This window comes from Paenibacillus woosongensis, from assembly GCF_030122845.1.
Taxonomy (GTDB): domain Bacteria; phylum Bacillota; class Bacilli; order Paenibacillales; family Paenibacillaceae; genus Fontibacillus; species Fontibacillus woosongensis_A.
Map to the genome: position 1 here is coordinate 5,246,008 of NZ_CP126084.1, position 15,989 is coordinate 5,261,996.

Here is a 15,989-nt window from a genome sequence, read left to right on the forward strand (position 1 = left end):
CGGATTCTGGCATGAAAATCTGTAATATAAGGACAATGCCGTTATTTAGTTTATAATTCACCCCGCAAACGCGTCAGTATGCGCGCGTTCGTAATTCGCGAACTTATTGAAGTTCTTCAAGAACACCAGCTCTACGGTACCGACCGGGCCGTTACGCTGTTTGGCAATGATAATCTCGATGATGTTCTTTTTCTCCGTCTCCTGATTGTAGTAATCATCCCGGTACAAGAATGCGACGATATCCGCATCCTGCTCAATCGAACCCGACTCCCGCAAGTCGGACATCATCGGCCGCTTGTCCTGCCGCTGCTCTACGCCCCGGCTAAGCTGGGACAAGGCGATGACCGGAACCTCAAGCTCACGGGCGATTTGCTTCAGCGTACGCGATATTTCCGATACCTCCTGCTGCCGGTTCTCCCCCGGCTTGCCGCGCCCATGGATAAGCTGCAGGTAATCGATCACGATCATGCCAAGGCCTTTCTCCTTCTTGAGCCGGCGGCACTTCGCCCGAATATCGGCTACCGTTACCCCAGGCGTATCATCGATATAAATCTCCGATTCCGACAATGCGGCAATCCCCATCGTCAGCTTGGACCAATCGTCGTCGTTTTTGAAGTCCCCTGTTCGCATGACTCCCGCGTCCAGATTCGCCTCCGCGCAAATCATCCGCTGAACGAGCTGAGCCGCCGACATCTCCAGACTGAAGATGGCGACGGTCTCTTTGGCCCGAACGGCCACGTTCTGGGCAATGTTCAGGGCAAACGCCGTCTTACCGACAGATGGACGAGCCGCCACGATAATCAGGTCATTCCGCTGGAAGCCGGACGTCATCCGATCGAGATCGACGAAGCCCGAAGGGATTCCCGTGGTATTGCCCCGATTTTGGTGCAGCTCCTCCACTTTTTCGAACACTTCCATTAAAACATCGCGTATTGCAATAAAGCCGCTGCCGGATCGGCTATTGGAAATTTCGAGGATTTTCCGCTCCGCATCGCTCAGCAGGCCGCCGACATCTTCACCGCCCGCATAACCCTCGCTAACGATTTGCGTAGCCGTACGGATAAGTCGGCGAAGCATGGACTTCTCTTCTATGATGCGAGCGTAGTAGTCGACGTTAGCCGCCGTAGGCACCGCGTTAGCCAGCTTCGCCAGATAACTGACTCCGCCGATATCCTCCAGCTCCCCCCGATCCTGAAGCTTCGAGGTTAGCGTAACCAGGTCGATCGGCTGACTTTCCTCGCCAAGCTGCACCATGGCTTCATAGATTAATTGGTGAGGAGGATCATAGAAATCTTCCGTCCGCACCCGTTCCATGGCGGTAATCAGCGCTTCCGACTGCAGCAGTATTGCCCCAAGCACCGCCTGCTCCGCTTCAAGATTCTGCGGGGGAATACGGTCGAAAAATTGATCTCCCGCCATTTTATTCCTCCGTCACTTGAACCTTCAACGTCGACTTCACGTCGGGGTGCAGCTTCACTGGCACCTGAGTGACGCCCAGCGTCCGGATCGGCTCGGCAAGCTCGATTTTGCGCCGGTCGATCTTCACGCCCGCTTTCGCCAAGGCTTCGGCGATTTGCTTATTCGTGATCGCTCCGAACAGGCGGCCGCCCTCTCCCGCTTTGGCTTGCAGTGTTACTGTCATCTCCTCCAGCTTTTTGCCCAGCTCGACAGCTTCTGCCTTCTCCTGAGCCTTGCGCTTCTCTTCCGCCGCATTCTGAACCTCCAGCGTCTTAACGTTGCCTTCGGTAGCTACACGAACCAGCCCCCGCGGAATCAGAAAGTTCTGTGCGTAACCTTCGGATACGTTTTTAATTTCCCCTTTTTTGCCTTGACCCTTTACGTCCTTTAAGAAAATGACTCTCATTCGAATAACCCCTCTTCCTTTTCTATTTCATCCAGTACTTCGAGCAGCCTTCTCTCCGCCTCCGCCTGGGTTCCTTCCAATTGTACCGCAGCGTTCGTCAGATGGCCGCCTCCGCCAAGCCGCTCCATTACGATTTGCACATTCATGTTCCCCAAGGAACGGGCACTGATGCCGATGAGGCCATCGGGCCGCTCGCTAATCACGAACGATGCCAGCACATTCGTCATATTCAGCAGCGTGTCCGCCACCTGGGCGATCAGCAGCTGCGGAATTTTGCGGTTCGGCTCCGTCACCGCCAGCGCGATATGATTATGAATCATGCGCGCATGCTTTATAATATCGGCTTTGGCGATATATTCCTGCAGGTCTTCCTTCAGAACCCGCTGTACCATCACGCTGTCCGCGCCGATGCGCCGCAGAAATGCCGCGGCCTCGAACGTACGCGATCCCGTATGGAGCGCGAAATGCTTCGTATCCACCGTAATTCCGGCAAGCAAGGTCGTCGCCTCCAGCGGGCTGAGCTCCACCTTCTCGTGAATATACTGGATCAGCTCGGTAACGAGCTCGCTGGCCGAGGAAGCATAAGGCTCCAGATAGACAAGCACCGCATCATTGATGAACTCCTCGCCCCGCCGGTGGTGGTCAACGACCACGACCCGGCTGGCCTCTTCAACCAGCTTCGGCTCCATCGTCATCGAAGCCTTATGCGTATCAACGACGATTAATAACGTGTGCTCGGTCATCAAATCGAGCGCATACTCCGACGTAATGAAGCGGCGCCGCAAGGGCTCTTCCTTCTCGATCCGCTCCATTAGCCGGTCGATGCCCGGATTCTTATCGTCGAGCACAATATGCGCCTCGACCTGGAACATATCGGCGGCCTTCAGCACGCCGATAGAGGCCCCGATGACGTCCAAATCCGGCATGCGGTGGCCCATAATTATAACTCTGTCGCTCTCCTGCATCAAATCGCGGAGAGCATGGGCGATGACGCGCGCCCGCACGCGCGTCCGCTTCTCTATGGCGCCCGACTTGCCGCCATAGAACGAGAGCCGCTGACCGGCCTTCACCGCGGCCTGGTCCCCCCCGCGCCCGAGCGCCATATCCAGACTCGACTGGGCAAGTTCGCCCAGCTCGCTGAAGCGCTCGGTGCCGAAGGCGAGGCCGATGCTCAGCGTCATCGGCACCTTCAGGTCCGCGGTCATCTCGCGGACCTCGTCCAGGATCACGAACCGGCTCTGCTCCAGTTCGTTCAGCGATTTTTGATTCAGCATCATCAAATACCGCTCTGAGGACAGCCTTCGCAGATAGACCCTGTACTGCTTCGCCCATTCGGTCAGAGCTGTTGCCACGCGCGCGATGAGCGCGGTACGCTGCTGATCGTCCATCCCCTGGGTCGCTTCGTCCAGGTTGTCGAGCATCACGATGCCCAGCGCGGCCCTCTCGTCCTCGTACCGGTCACGCAGAACGGCGAACTCCGTAATGTCGTGAACGTAAATCAGGCGCTCATCATGGAGCACCGTCAACTCGTAATGCCGGTCTGCTACGGCCGCTTCGACCGTAGAGATTGTATTTGCAGCAGCGTCCTTCTTATCCCGGGAGGGATAGGGAGGCAGCGCCGGAAGCAGCTCCGATAGCGGTTGTCCAACGACAGAATCCTGGCCGAACATTTTGTTCACGAAGCGGTTATGCCACTCTACCGTCCGTTCTTCGCTATACAGCATAATCCCGAACGGCAGGCGGCTTACCGCCTCACCTTCTACCCGTTTAATTCGGTACGTTAGATCGGTCACATAACGAACGAGCTCCTTGCGGAAGCGCCGCTCCGCCCGAAGCATTACATAAGTTAAGCCGCAGACCAGGCATAAACTGATCAGGCCGAGCACCCAATTGTAATAGGAGATGAATATGACGAGCAGAAGCTGCAGCGCGAACACCCACACGGTCTGATAGCCGTGCCAACGTTTTTGAAGTAAATTAGGCATGATTTCTCACCCTATCGTCTTGATCTCGTAATCATCTCACGCAGCGGCATAGCGATATCCAGGATTCCCACAATTTTCAGAGGCGGAATAAATAGCATCGCTATGATCAGCAACACCGGAATCGCCGGATTCCACTTCTTCTGATAAGCCAAGAAGAAGAAAAAGCTGGCTGCCTGAATCATAAACAAGAAATTGAGCAGCGGCGACAAATTCAGCAGCACCGTCCCGACGAAGCTTTCCATGACAGCGGCGCTGCCAAACAGCATGATCAATACCGTAGCCAGGTAATACCAGATCAGCGCTCTCGGCAGTCTCCAGTCGCGCAGCGGCGGGAAGCTTCTCACCGAATGTCCAAGACTATTCAACGTTGGCCGGGCAATCAGATGCGTTACAGCTGCAAGCAGAAACGAGCACATGATCATCGTAAATGGCGTCATTCTGGCCGCCAGGCTGGAAAGCTGCTGCGCCATTTCCGGAGACCAGACTAGATCCGAGGCGATCAACTCATTGTCAGCCATATTCTGCATCAGAGACATCATCGTATTTAGCGTCTCTTCAATCGAAGAGGCCAAATTGAAGTCATAGATAACAGTAACAGCGAGAAATGCCAGCAGAAACTCCAGCAGAAGCGTTCCCGTTCCCATCACAACGACCTTGAGCGCAGAGGCCCGTGTCTTATACAAATGCCCCATGACCAAGGCCGGAACCATAAAAAATACGGCCAATAGAATAATTACGGGATTAGACAGGAGCAGAGCCGCTGCCATCCATACGATCGCGATGTGAAATGCAAATGCTCTTACCGATAACGTTGCGTAGAGGATTACGCCGGGCAATAGCAGAACGAAAATAGTTATAAAAGAAAAAGGCGTTGCAAACGACAGCAGGAGCAGCAGATAGACTACGCTCCATGCCACCGAGGTCCAGCGTAAATTCAAATGGATTCACCTCTTGCGCATATGTTCTTGCAATGTAGAAATATCCTGATACCAATCTTCCAACTGGTGCCCTTCTTGCTCATGTTTCTTTAGCTTTTCCAAGATATGATCGTCCATATCCTTATAGGATATGCCAAGCCTGCGTCCCAATATGTAACAACTGACGACCAGACTGGCAAGACTATCACTTACCCGTGTCGTGCTGCCTTCCCACAATGCCTTGAATAAACGGGATACGTGATCGACCACTTCCGTTTTGAGCCATTCAATCACTTTGGCGCGTTTGGCCACATCCATTTCTTTCTGCATGGCGGACAGCTTCCACCCTCCCTGAAAAAGGCTTTATTCTTCATTATAGCATAAAGCAATTCATTCCCTTGAAGCAAACCTTGCGTCTAATTTTTGGGAACGGATACATCCCGAGTCACAAAACGCTCGCAATACTCAATAATCTGGCTGCGGCGCACGATGCCGATAAATCGGCCCATATCATCCACTACAGGCACAAAATTCTGCACTTTGGCCAAATTGATCAAGCCTTCCATATCCGCATCGATCGATACCGCCTTAATGTTCATCTTGAGCGGAACGTCCTTGAGCAAATATTTAGAAGCGTTCTCAAAAGTGACCCTGCCTCCGGAATTCTTCATATACCATAGGAGATCACCTTCGGTTACCGTACCGACATACACCCCGTCCTTGCCGATAATCGGCACAGCGGTATACCTGTGATACTCCATTCTCTCCAAGGTCTGCCTTAATGTAGAATCCAGCGTTACGGAAACGACATCCTTTTTGGGAAGTAAAAAAAATGCGATATTCATAGATAAAAGTCCTCCTCTGCCCTTTTCAGACTCTCCTATTGACTACGATTCAAAGAAGGTTTTGTTCCACTACAGGTGCGAAATCGGCAGCCGGGAACCGGACTGCCGAATAAAGTTTAGTAAGGATGGATTTAATAAGGACATATATAGAATCTTTATAACGAAGGCTGCTCGCTATTTTGCCCCTCTTGGGCGGACTGTGCATTAGGATTCAGCAAATCCTCCGTCTTCGTATTCGGATCCGACCAGTTCTCGATCAGCTGCTCGGCAAAAGTCACATCTTCTTCATTCGCCTGAATATAGTAGACTCCGTTTTTGCGCATCCCTTCACCCATAATGGTAAACCCGCTGATTTGCGGCGCTTGATTGGTCAGCAGTTGCTTGGAGAGATCGATGATAAAGCTAGGGGTCATGTCTGTCTTGAAGTTCTCACCCAGCATATTCATCAGATCGGGGATTTTCCCGATTTGATCCAGCTTCAGCATGCGGTCTACCAGCGCACTCAAGAAAATCTGATGCCGCTTCGTCCGGTTGAAGTCGCTATCCTCCCGGTATCTGACGAAATTAAGCGCTTCTTGCCCATCGTACAACGGCTTGCCTGCCTTGATGGTGAATTTCTCGTGGTCCTTGTGTTTATTGACGATATCCTTATCGATCGGCAGCTCAATGCCGCCCAGTTCATCGACAACTTCCCGAAGCCCCTCAAAATTGATGGCTGCATAATAGTCAGCAGGATATCCTAAGAAATTGGCTACCGTATCCTTGGACATTTTGGCCCCGCCAAAAGCATAGGCATGGTTGATTTTATCGCTCTTGTCCCTGCCTACGATTTCCGTGTACGTATCCCGCGGAATCGAAACCAGCAGTACTTTGGAATCTTCCGGACGTACGACGGCGTAGATCAGCGTATCGGAGCGAGCCGGCTCGTTGTCACGCTGGTCAACTCCCAGCAGCAAAGCGGTGAACGGCTCCGTTTGCTTCGCTGCAACGGGCTTGGGCTTCTCTCCATCGATAGGGGAATACGACTTCTCCAGCTTCTCCTCCACCTGCCCAGACAGGAACAAATCAAAGGCCATCAGAGCCAATGGCTTGCGGAATGTATATGCGCCGGCTCCGACAATAATCAGAACCAGCAGCGTGATGAGCAGGCCCTTAAGTCTGCTGCGCTTTTTCTTTATATCCTTTACTCTATTTCCTCGTTCTAACATCATATGCCTCCCATGGTTTGTACTATACGGCTCTCCTTCGCAGTGTCTTTCTCTTCACGGGAAATAGCCGCAATACCAGGCGTCTTCAATTAATTGTAAACCGTTGCCCTCGGCAAAAAACTACAAAATAGTAATTTAACAGATACAAAACAAATAACTCTATCGCTTCGTACTATACCATAAACGGGTTTTTCCGCACAAATATGTTGTTGGAAGAGCATCAAAAAAATCCCCCCTGCCCGGGGGGATTGATTCATTACATCACTTATAGCCGTAAACTCTTCTACTCCGCTACAAATGGCTTATCCTGCGATACGGCAAGCTCATGAAGATAGAGGCCGGTGCCGTCGCCGATGGCATAATTAAGAATACGTTTATTGACGGGTACAATTACGGAACGGTATAACGTCGGGAATACCGGAATTTCATTGACCATTAACTGCTGCCACTCTTTATAGATGGCTTGGCGAGTAGCCACATCGAAAGCCTTCTCGGAGATCCCCTCTGCTAGCAGGCGGTCATTCTCTTCGCTGGCGTATCTCGGAAAGTTGAACAGCGCATCCCGCCCATACATGCCCGTCGGGTCAACGTCGATGCCCACGCTCCACGCGCCCATATAAACATCGACGTTTGGATCATCCTTTCCGTTGTTTCCTACGCGATCATAGAATGAGTTGAATTCAGCCAGTTCCATGTTAACGTTCAGCCCGATCGCATTCCAGGACTGCACATAATAACGGGCCAACGGCTCCGCAATATCTCCGCCCGTCATTGATATGAAATTGATCACCAGCTCACTGCCGTCCGGTTTGGTGCGGAATTCACCGTTTTTCTTATAACCGGCTTCATCCAGAATTTGATTGGCCTTCTCCACGTCATACGCAATTCCTGGATTGCTGGCATCATGGAACTCCGGATGCGACGGAGGGATCAGTGTCGTTGCGTTCCAGCGCAGACCATGGTAGAAGCGTTTGCCCACCTGGTCATTATCCACGGCATGCCACATGGCTCTGCGCAGGTTCACATCGGCCATTTTGGCATTGGGGTCCGGGGCGACGACCTTATTGGCTTCATCCCACTTGCCCAGCTTAAAGCCGATATACGTATATGCCCGATCGACAACTCCTAAATATTCTACATTGGACATGTCTGCATTGTCAGGGAATTGGTCAATCGGGAACGAATCCACCAGATCAACCCCGCCCGATTTCAATTGCTGTACGATCGTCGTCGGATTGATCACCTTGAGCACGACTTTATCCAGATGGGGCTCGCCGCGCCAATAATCCGGGTTCTTGGCAAAAACCACGGATTCCCCCGGTACGATACTCTCCACCTTGAAGGCACCGAAGCTGATCGGCTTCTCGCGCACTGCGGAAGAGGATGACATCTTAGCGACCTCCATATTTCCGAAAATGTGCTTCGCTAGCGGATACGTCCAGATGCTGCCCGTCAATAATGATGGCGTTGATTTAATGTACGTAATTTGCAGCTTCTTATCGCTCAGCACTTTGATGCCGGAAATCTTATCTGCTTTGCCTTCCCGGTATTCGACCAACCCTTCAATATTCGTGAAATCAGCGCCGTAGCGCGGGCCATCATAATCCTTGTGAGCGATGACCTCATGGGCAAACTCCCAGTCCTCCGCAGTTACAGGCTTACCATCATGCCAGTTGACATTGTCGCGAATCGTGAAGGTAAAAGTCCTTCCATCCTCCGATACCTCATAGGTCGCTGCACCATCGTTCGTGAACACATAGTTCTTATCCCATGTTAATAACGCTTCATCAAACCACCCAAGAACCTTGGCGTCAGGAATACCCGAGGAGAAAACATAGTTGAGGATGCCTTCGAACGGCGTATCGGAGACAAGGCCATATGTAATCGTCCCCCCTTTGATTGCTTCCCCTTCATTCGTCTTCACATTGCTGAAATCCTCAATGGAGTATAAGCCTTCCTCTGTCTGCTTCTTGTTGCCGTCCGTCTGGTTTGGCGTGTTCGTGGGACTGGGCAGAGTCACATCGTTCCCTTTGCCGGATGTGCAGGCGGAAAGAACAATCATGAATGCAAACAATAACGGCAGCAGCATTTTGGAGCTAACCCTTTTTTTCATCAAATTTCCTCCCTTTTATCCTCTTCTTTGTCTTGCATCCGTCGCACGCTTGAGCGCTTGACCGACATTGTTTATGCTAAGCATCAATACAAGAATGAGTAGTGATGCCGGCAACCAAATCCACCACCGATATTCCAGCGTCTGCGGATTCCGGGCGTAGCTGACCAGGGTTCCGAGACTAGGGGTGCTCTCCGGAAAACCGAATCCCAGAAAAGACAAACCTGACTCCAGGCCGATATTGGCCGCTAAATTCAACGTCATCGTCACAATGATGATGGAGCTTAAATTGGGCAGGACCTGGGTGAACATAATCTTTAGATGGGATGAACCGAGCGTCCTTGAGGCTTTCACATATTCAAGCTCCTTCTCCTGCAATGCCTTCGATCTTATGAGACGGGCTATCCCCATCCATAGAAATGCCGTCATGATCAAGGAGAAAGATATAATGCTGTATTTCGGAACTGCAGCCACAAAGGCAATGACGATCATCAGCGTTGGCAGAATCATAAAAAAATCAACCACGCGCATCGAGATGTTATCTGCCGTCCCGCCGAAATAACCGGATATAAGTCCAACCAAAATACCGATCAATCCGGTGAGTAAGGTTACAATAATCCCGATCGACAGCGAGTTTCTGGTACCGATAATCAATTGCCCGAAGACGTCCCGCCCGCCATAGTCTGTGCCTAACCAGAACTTGGAGGACGGTGGCTGATACAATGCAAATAGATCGACCGTAACAATCTGTTTTTGATCCAGGATCAAAGATATGCCATAGACCGCAACGACGACGAGCCCCAATAAAATCAAGGATCCCAAAGCCAGCTTATCCCGCTTGATTTCCCGCCATAAAATCTGCCAGCTTGAGGGGCTGGCCGCTGGCTCATAGGCTCCGTCCTCCGCTAGCCCGCTTGCCTTATTCATTTCATCATCACCCCTATGCGTTCTAAGCATTATTTAATACGAATGCGAGGATCCACGATGCCCAGAATGATATCGGAAATTAAAGAACCTAAAATGGAAGCAATGCCATAAAGAAGAACCAGGGCAGTAACGACGCTAAAATCACGGATCAAAATAGAATTTAGAAACAGCTGTCCCATCCCCGGATAACTAAAAATATATTCGATGAACACAGTTCCCCCGATGAGCCCCGTTATTTCATAACCAAAAAATGCGGCGATTGGCAAAAGCGAGTTTCGCAAAATATGATGCGTATACACGCGAGATTCCGATGCTCCCTTCGCTCTAGCCAGCAAAACGAAATCCTTCTGCTTCGTATCAATAATCTCGCTGCGTAAATACTGTACAGTAGACACGGTAGTTATCAGAGCCATAGACAATGCGGGGAGCAGTAAATGGTATAGTTTACTGGCCATGTAGTCGAAGCTGCCCGGAACAAGCCCGGGAGTTACGCTTCCTTCCGTGGGGAACGCCCGGAAATGAAATCCGAAAATCCACAGCATAAGGAGCGAGAAAATGAACAAAGGCGCAGCGAATCCCAGATAGGTATAACCGGTAATAATCCGGTCTCCCCAGGTATCGTTATAACGACCGCTAATGATCCCAAGCGGGATGGCGATGAGATAAGTAATTACTAACGTAACCAAAGACAGCCAAATCGTATTGCTGATCCGTTGTCCGATTAAATCTGTCACGGGCATTTTGAACCGGAAAGATTGGCCAAAATCGCCCTGAACTGCCCTCTTCACCCAATCCCAATACTGAATATGCCAAGGATTGTTCAGCCCAAGCTTCTCTCGCTGCTCGGCTAACATCGACGGATCGACACTAGGATCAAGCATTCCAGTCAAGGCATCCCCCGGCAATGATTTCGCAAGAATAAAAACGAGAACGCTCAGCAGGATAATTTGCGGAATCATGATCAGCAGCCTGCGCAGAATCGTTTTCCACATCAGCTTCACCCCCTTTCGGGCAATGCCGCAAAGTGAGTGGTGGAGAGCGGTTTTAAATCATAAGCCAGTCCTTCTTGATCAAAGTAACGGGAATACGCCTCCTCATATTCCAGACGGATCGTTTGACGCAGCCGCTGACGCTTCTCCCGCTGCCTCGGATCCAGATCCGGAATGGCTGCCAGGAGACGCTTCGTATAAATATGCTGAGGATGCTCAAAAATATCCCTCGTAGTGCCCTGTTCTACATGCCGCCCCTTGTACATAATGCCGATATAATCGCACATGTGGCGGATTATCCCGAGATCATGGCTAATGAATAAATAGGTGAGATTAAGCTCTTTCTGGATGTCCTGCATGAAGTTCAGCACCTGGGCCTGCACGGAGACGTCCAGCGAAGATACCGGTTCATCGGCTATAATGAGCTTAGGCTTCAAAGCGATTGCCCGGGCTATGCCGATCCGCTGACGCTGTCCTCCGGAAAATTCATGCGGATATTTATGTATCGTCTCTGCGCTTAAGCCGACCTGGGTCAAAAGCTCCTGTACGCGGCGCTTCTCCTCCCCAGCCGACAATCGCTCGAAATTGCGCAGCGGTTCCGCCACGATATCCAGCACCCGCTTCTTCGGATTCAATGACGAATACGGATCCTGGAAGATCATCTGAATATCTCTGCGGAACTTTGAACGGCTTCGGCGCATGCCTTTGCCGATGTCCTCCCCTTGAAATAAGATCTGTCCCGCGGTGACCGGATTCAAACCGATAATCGCTCGCCCTGTCGTTGTCTTCCCTGAGCCGGACTCTCCAACGAGACCATAGGTCTGCCCAGGCTCTATACTCAAGCTGACGCCGTCCACTGCCTTTACCCGATCGATGACCCTTCTGAACACCCCGCCGTAGACCGGAAAATACACCTTCAAATCTCTAACCTCAAGAAGTGCCATACGTATTCCTCCTTAGTGATCGAGAAAGTGAAAATCCTTATAGCATGTACAGCGCACATAGTGGCCCGGTTCGACCTCATGCAGCTGAGGATCTGCCTCGTGCTTCGATTCACTGATCCATGGAATACGTGATCTAAAGCGGCAGCCTTGACGGGGCAAGTGCTTCAGTGACGGTACCACGCCATGGATCACATGCAGCTTCGTCCTCTCGTCGCTCGCGGTAGGTATGGAGCTCATTAAGGAACGGGTATAGGGGTGCTTCGCATTTGTCATCAGCGCATAAATTGAAGCGATTTCAACAATCTGGCCGGCATACATGACCGCTACCCGATCCGCCATCTCCGCCACAACACCCAAATCATGCGTAATGAGAATAATTCCTGCATCCATATCTTCTTTAAGGCGCCGGATCAGTTCTAAAATTTGCAGCTGAATCGTAACGTCAAGAGCCGTCGTCGGCTCATCGGCAATTAACAGCTTCGGCTCGTTTGCGATGGCGATCGCAATGACTACCCGCTGCCGCATGCCGCCGGATAATTCATGAGGATATTGCCCGTATGTATATTCCGGGCGGGGGATCCCTACTTTATGCAATAATTCGATAGCTTGTTCTCTTCTGTGTTTTCTGGATTTCTTAGTTGACGAAGATGGTTTGGATTCATGAAGAAGCAGCACTTCTTCAATTTGCTCTCCAATAATCATTAGAGGATTAAGTGCAGATAGAGGATCCTGAAAGATCATACTGACTTCGTTACCACGAAGCCTGTTCAGTTCAGCAGGAGACATTGCTGCGAGGTTCTGGCCATGGTAGTAAATCTTGCCCTCCATACGAGCACGCGTATGCAGCCCCATAATGGAAAAAGCCAACGCGCTTTTACCCGAGCCAGATTCACCGACGATAGCCAATATTTCATTTTTCTTAACCGTTAGACTAAGGTCGTCCACAGCGGCATACCATTCATCGGATATGCGAAATGAGGTCGATAAATTCTCGATTTTCAAGAGTTCTTCATTCACATTCATCACCCTGTCAAGTTATTTAATGACATTATAAGAATGGCAATCATTGCAAACAAAGCGCATATATTTACTCGGTTTTAATTTTTGTCCTCTGTGAGAATAATGTATATAAAGTGGATTTAATGGAAAATACTTTATTTTCTATAAATATATCCTATTGAGCCTTTTTTTCCAAGCATTTTTTCCAAAGTCAGTAAATTTAGGCGCCTAAATTAAAAAAGCACCGTTTGGTGCTATATTAAGTTACACAATAAAAAATGATATAAAGGCAATGAGAAACAGGAGCGATAGCAAAAGCCGCGACCAATTCAGCCATATGGCTTTAACATCCTTCATCGTCTTTCCCCATACCCACCAGGCTGCTATAAAAATCAAAATGATGGCGAATCGATTATGGGTTAATCCAAGCAGATCAGAAGCGTAACTGGCGATATATCGGTCCTCGCCTATTTTTATACTGGATAAGACGGCTAACAGCATAATCAATCCAGCAAGTAATCCAATCCATTGTTTCATCTTAAACATAATTTTCTGCCTCTTTCTTGGCGTATTCTTTAGATGACTCATATAATAGACCGTTTTGTATTTCCAAAGTGCGGGTTGCAATTTCACGGCTTAAATCCTTAAGATGCGAAATAAATATGATTAGTGCTCCAGCCTTTGCCCGGTCGGTAAGCATTTGGCTGGCCATGGCTTGAGCTTCTGGATCAAAGGAAGAGAAAGGCTCATCCAACAGGATAATGGACGTTTTCCGGGCCAATACGGAAGACCAATACAATTTATGCCGCATGCCTAACGAATATTCTTGAACAAACTGCTTAAGGGCATGGTTCATCTGGAACCCGTCAATCATTCTGCCGAATTCCTGGTTGAACTGTTCCTCGGGTATATCGAACAATGCCCGAATGAAATTAGCATTCTCTTGACCGGTTAAATAGTCGAATAAGTAAGGCTCCACAGGAATATAACTTAGCTGTGATAAAATTTGTCTTCCATCCGTTAAGTTACGGCCCTCATAATATATTTCGCAATCCGCTTCGATTAGCTGGGCAATGATTCGTAATAAGGTCGTTTTGCCGCATCCATTTGGTCCTCTTAGCCATATAATATCTCCCTCATGAGCCTCAAAGGATATTCCCTTAAAAAGGGGTTTATCTTTCTCATAGCCAAAATTCAAATTGCGTACTGCCAGCATCATCTCACCCCTTCTACAAACTGAATACATCCTCCAATACAGCAGCGACCACCAAAAAGACGATAATTGCTAATAGCACCGGCATAAGCTGGCTTTTAATTAAATGGGTCTGTATTCTATGCTGTCGAATAGACTCCTTTATTATTCCCCAAATAATATACGGGCAAATGCAGGCCAAGAGTATGGCGGGTATTTCGAACACCGCGTGCGGAAGGAAAGCCGTGATGATCGTGTCAGCCCGTCCGTTCTGAATGGTTAACTCCAGCCCAACCCCTACAACCATCCCATTTAAAGCTAGCAAAATAATATTCCCAATCCCGTAAGTGGCCGTTCCAATCAATATAACGATTACAGACTGCTTTAAGTTTTGAAAAAGATATTTCCACCACACAATGCCTGAAGCCTCAAAAGGGAGCGGTTTATCATAACTCTGGACAATAAATCCGAAAATAACAGATGCCAGAAATACCAAGGATATAAAAATTAATTTCCCCCGATACAAGTTAAATATTGTGTGCCGAAATGGCCTAATGATTAAATTATTCACTCACTAAAGACGCTCTCTTTCCTTTTTTATTTTTAAAGAAAAAATACAGAGTAAATCCCGTTACAATTACAAAAACCAAGATTGCGTCGTATACCAGCTTTTGGCCAACTGAGGTTTCAAAAAAAACGGCAACAAAGAACAATACAAACATGGCCCCCGTGATAAACCTTTTGGGAATGGTATAGAACTGTTGAACGATTCTAGTCTCGTAAGTGTCCATCCGAATTAAAAACATGTTCGCATAGTCAAACCGGCTGCAGTATTTTAGCCAATATGAAGACATTATGCCTATCATGACAAACAGCAGCCATGTCCCTATAATTCCTACTATTATTTCAGGCAGACTTCCCTTAAGCTTGATCGCCCCAACCACCAGAATAAGGTTCATAATAAGCTGAAGTGGAACTAACAGAACTAGCAGCAACATCGTTTTGCTGCGCATATATTTTTGAACAGAATACTCTGCAGACAACTTCACTAAGTCAATCTGTCTTAATTCACTGGAAGGATGAAGAATCGGATAGTTCCATACCCATAGCCAAGCGGTCTGGTATAACGCAAAACAGCAAATGAACCAAAAGGCAAGAACAAAATTAGTGAACGACTCTAACCCATGGATTAAAAAGAAAGATAGCCCCACAATAGAACTGATCGCCGGAGGAAATACAAGTATGAATTTCTGTGGCAGCTTTGTTTGTCCGATCGTTCTTTCCATAATCCATAAGTCTCTGCTGAGCCAAGGATTTTTACGCCAAAGCATATTAACGATTCCATGATAAAACTTAAAATATAAGCTTCTGGTATTGTCTAGTTGAGGGGAAAGTCTCTTTCGATAGAATGATAGCTTTGACGAATAATAAAGATAACCAAGTGTAAACATGGCATAAACGACCAAGGAGGCCGCCAAAATGATATAGATCCACTCATACTGAAACCAATCCAGTATATGATTAAAACGTGATGTTATCGTTGCTTTGATATTTGCCGAAAATTCACGCAGCACTGCACCTAACCCTTGTCCAAGGCGCTCAGCGGGAATGGGATGATTGATTAACGGTGAAAAAAGCAATTTGCTTATAAAATAAATGGGTACTGTCAAACATACCACCTTCAGGATATATAGCGGGAAGTTTTGGTGAAATGCCGGCATAGCCGTTACTCCCCAATTTCTTAATACGCTTCTTTTCAGAGTTGTATAATAAATCGTCGATACCAGTAGTATCCACAATGCAATTAGCAGTAAGGAAGACGCCCAATGAAGAGGAGATTTAAGAATTGCATAAATGGCGATAGCCTCAAACATAAATTCATGGATCCAAAACATGATGGTTTCTGTCACTAAAACGACATTTAAGAGCTGATGCCCATTGCGTCCGGATTGCCAAAGTAATTCCTGAATCGGGTGATTGCTGACTCGGCTCGAGTTTTGTCGGGCCAT

Annotated in this window: 16 protein-coding genes; all 16 read right to left on the reverse strand. The window is 48.8% G+C overall.

What is annotated here, in order from left to right; all coding sequences use genetic code 11:
* Positions 1-57 precede the first annotated feature (57 nt).
* The 16 genes from dnaB to QNH46_RS24230 all read right to left on the reverse strand — a co-directional run bounded on the left by dnaB (position 58) and on the right by QNH46_RS24230 (position 15,989).
* Positions 58-1,419, reverse strand: coding sequence for a replicative DNA helicase (gene dnaB / locus QNH46_RS24155; protein ID WP_213591763.1), 1,362 nt, complete (start codon positions 1,417-1,419; stop codon positions 58-60).
* A 1-nt stretch (position 1,420) separates the two neighbouring features.
* Positions 1,421-1,864: a 50S ribosomal protein L9 gene (gene rplI / locus QNH46_RS24160; RefSeq protein ID WP_283926383.1), complete on the reverse strand. Its 444-nt coding sequence runs from the start codon at positions 1,862-1,864 to the stop codon at positions 1,421-1,423.
* Positions 1,861-3,849, reverse strand: a complete 1,989-nt coding sequence (locus tag QNH46_RS24165; protein WP_283926384.1) for a DHH family phosphoesterase — start codon at positions 3,847-3,849, stop codon at positions 1,861-1,863. Before QNH46_RS24165 ends, rplI begins: the two co-directional genes overlap by 4 nt.
* 11 nt (positions 3,850-3,860) lie before the next feature.
* Positions 3,861-4,787 carry a DUF2232 domain-containing protein gene (locus QNH46_RS24170; RefSeq protein WP_283926385.1) on the reverse strand — a complete coding sequence of 309 codons (927 nt, stop codon included), beginning with the start codon at positions 4,785-4,787 and terminating at the stop codon, positions 3,861-3,863.
* Between the two features lie 6 nt (positions 4,788-4,793).
* On the reverse strand, positions 4,794-5,096 hold the full coding sequence (locus QNH46_RS24175) for a MazG-like family protein (RefSeq protein WP_196427303.1): 303 nt from the start codon (positions 5,094-5,096) through the stop codon (positions 4,794-4,796).
* An 86-nt stretch (positions 5,097-5,182) separates the two neighbouring features.
* Positions 5,183-5,611, reverse strand: a complete 429-nt coding sequence (locus QNH46_RS24180; RefSeq protein ID WP_283926386.1) for a CBS domain-containing protein — start codon at positions 5,609-5,611, stop codon at positions 5,183-5,185.
* Positions 5,612-5,766: 155 nt separating this feature from the next.
* A complete protein-coding gene (locus QNH46_RS24185) occupies positions 5,767-6,819 on the reverse strand; it encodes an LCP family protein (protein WP_283926387.1) in 1,053 nt (350 codons plus the stop codon).
* A 283-nt stretch (positions 6,820-7,102) separates the two neighbouring features.
* The gene (locus QNH46_RS24190; protein WP_283926388.1) at positions 7,103-8,932 is read right to left on the reverse strand and encodes an oligopeptide ABC transporter substrate-binding protein; all 1,830 of its coding nucleotides are present in this window, start codon (positions 8,930-8,932) and stop codon (positions 7,103-7,105) included.
* A gap of 15 nt (positions 8,933-8,947) precedes the next feature.
* Entirely contained in the window at positions 8,948-9,856 is a 909-nt protein-coding gene (locus QNH46_RS24195) for an ABC transporter permease (protein WP_283926389.1), read from the reverse strand.
* Positions 9,857-9,885: 29 nt separating this feature from the next.
* Positions 9,886-10,848: an oligopeptide ABC transporter permease gene (gene opp4B / locus QNH46_RS24200; RefSeq protein WP_283926390.1), complete on the reverse strand. Its 963-nt coding sequence runs from the start codon at positions 10,846-10,848 to the stop codon at positions 9,886-9,888.
* Between the two features lie 5 nt (positions 10,849-10,853).
* Entirely contained in the window at positions 10,854-11,789 is a 936-nt protein-coding gene (locus QNH46_RS24205; RefSeq protein WP_283926391.1) for an ABC transporter ATP-binding protein, read from the reverse strand.
* 12 nt (positions 11,790-11,801) lie between these two features.
* On the reverse strand, positions 11,802-12,806 hold the full coding sequence (locus QNH46_RS24210) for an ABC transporter ATP-binding protein (protein ID WP_283928541.1): 1,005 nt from the start codon (positions 12,804-12,806) through the stop codon (positions 11,802-11,804).
* Positions 12,807-13,052: 246 nt separating this feature from the next.
* The gene (locus QNH46_RS24215) at positions 13,053-13,325 is read right to left on the reverse strand and encodes a hypothetical protein (RefSeq protein ID WP_283926392.1); all 273 of its coding nucleotides are present in this window, start codon (positions 13,323-13,325) and stop codon (positions 13,053-13,055) included.
* A 1-nt stretch (position 13,326) separates the two neighbouring features.
* The gene (locus tag QNH46_RS24220; protein WP_283926393.1) at positions 13,327-14,004 is read right to left on the reverse strand and encodes an ABC transporter ATP-binding protein; all 678 of its coding nucleotides are present in this window, start codon (positions 14,002-14,004) and stop codon (positions 13,327-13,329) included.
* 13 nt (positions 14,005-14,017) lie between these two features.
* Positions 14,018-14,476, reverse strand: a complete 459-nt coding sequence (locus QNH46_RS24225) for a stage II sporulation protein M (protein ID WP_283926394.1) — start codon at positions 14,474-14,476, stop codon at positions 14,018-14,020.
* A gap of 67 nt (positions 14,477-14,543) precedes the next feature.
* Positions 14,544-15,989: a hypothetical protein gene (locus QNH46_RS24230; protein WP_283926395.1), complete on the reverse strand. Its 1,446-nt coding sequence runs from the start codon at positions 15,987-15,989 to the stop codon at positions 14,544-14,546.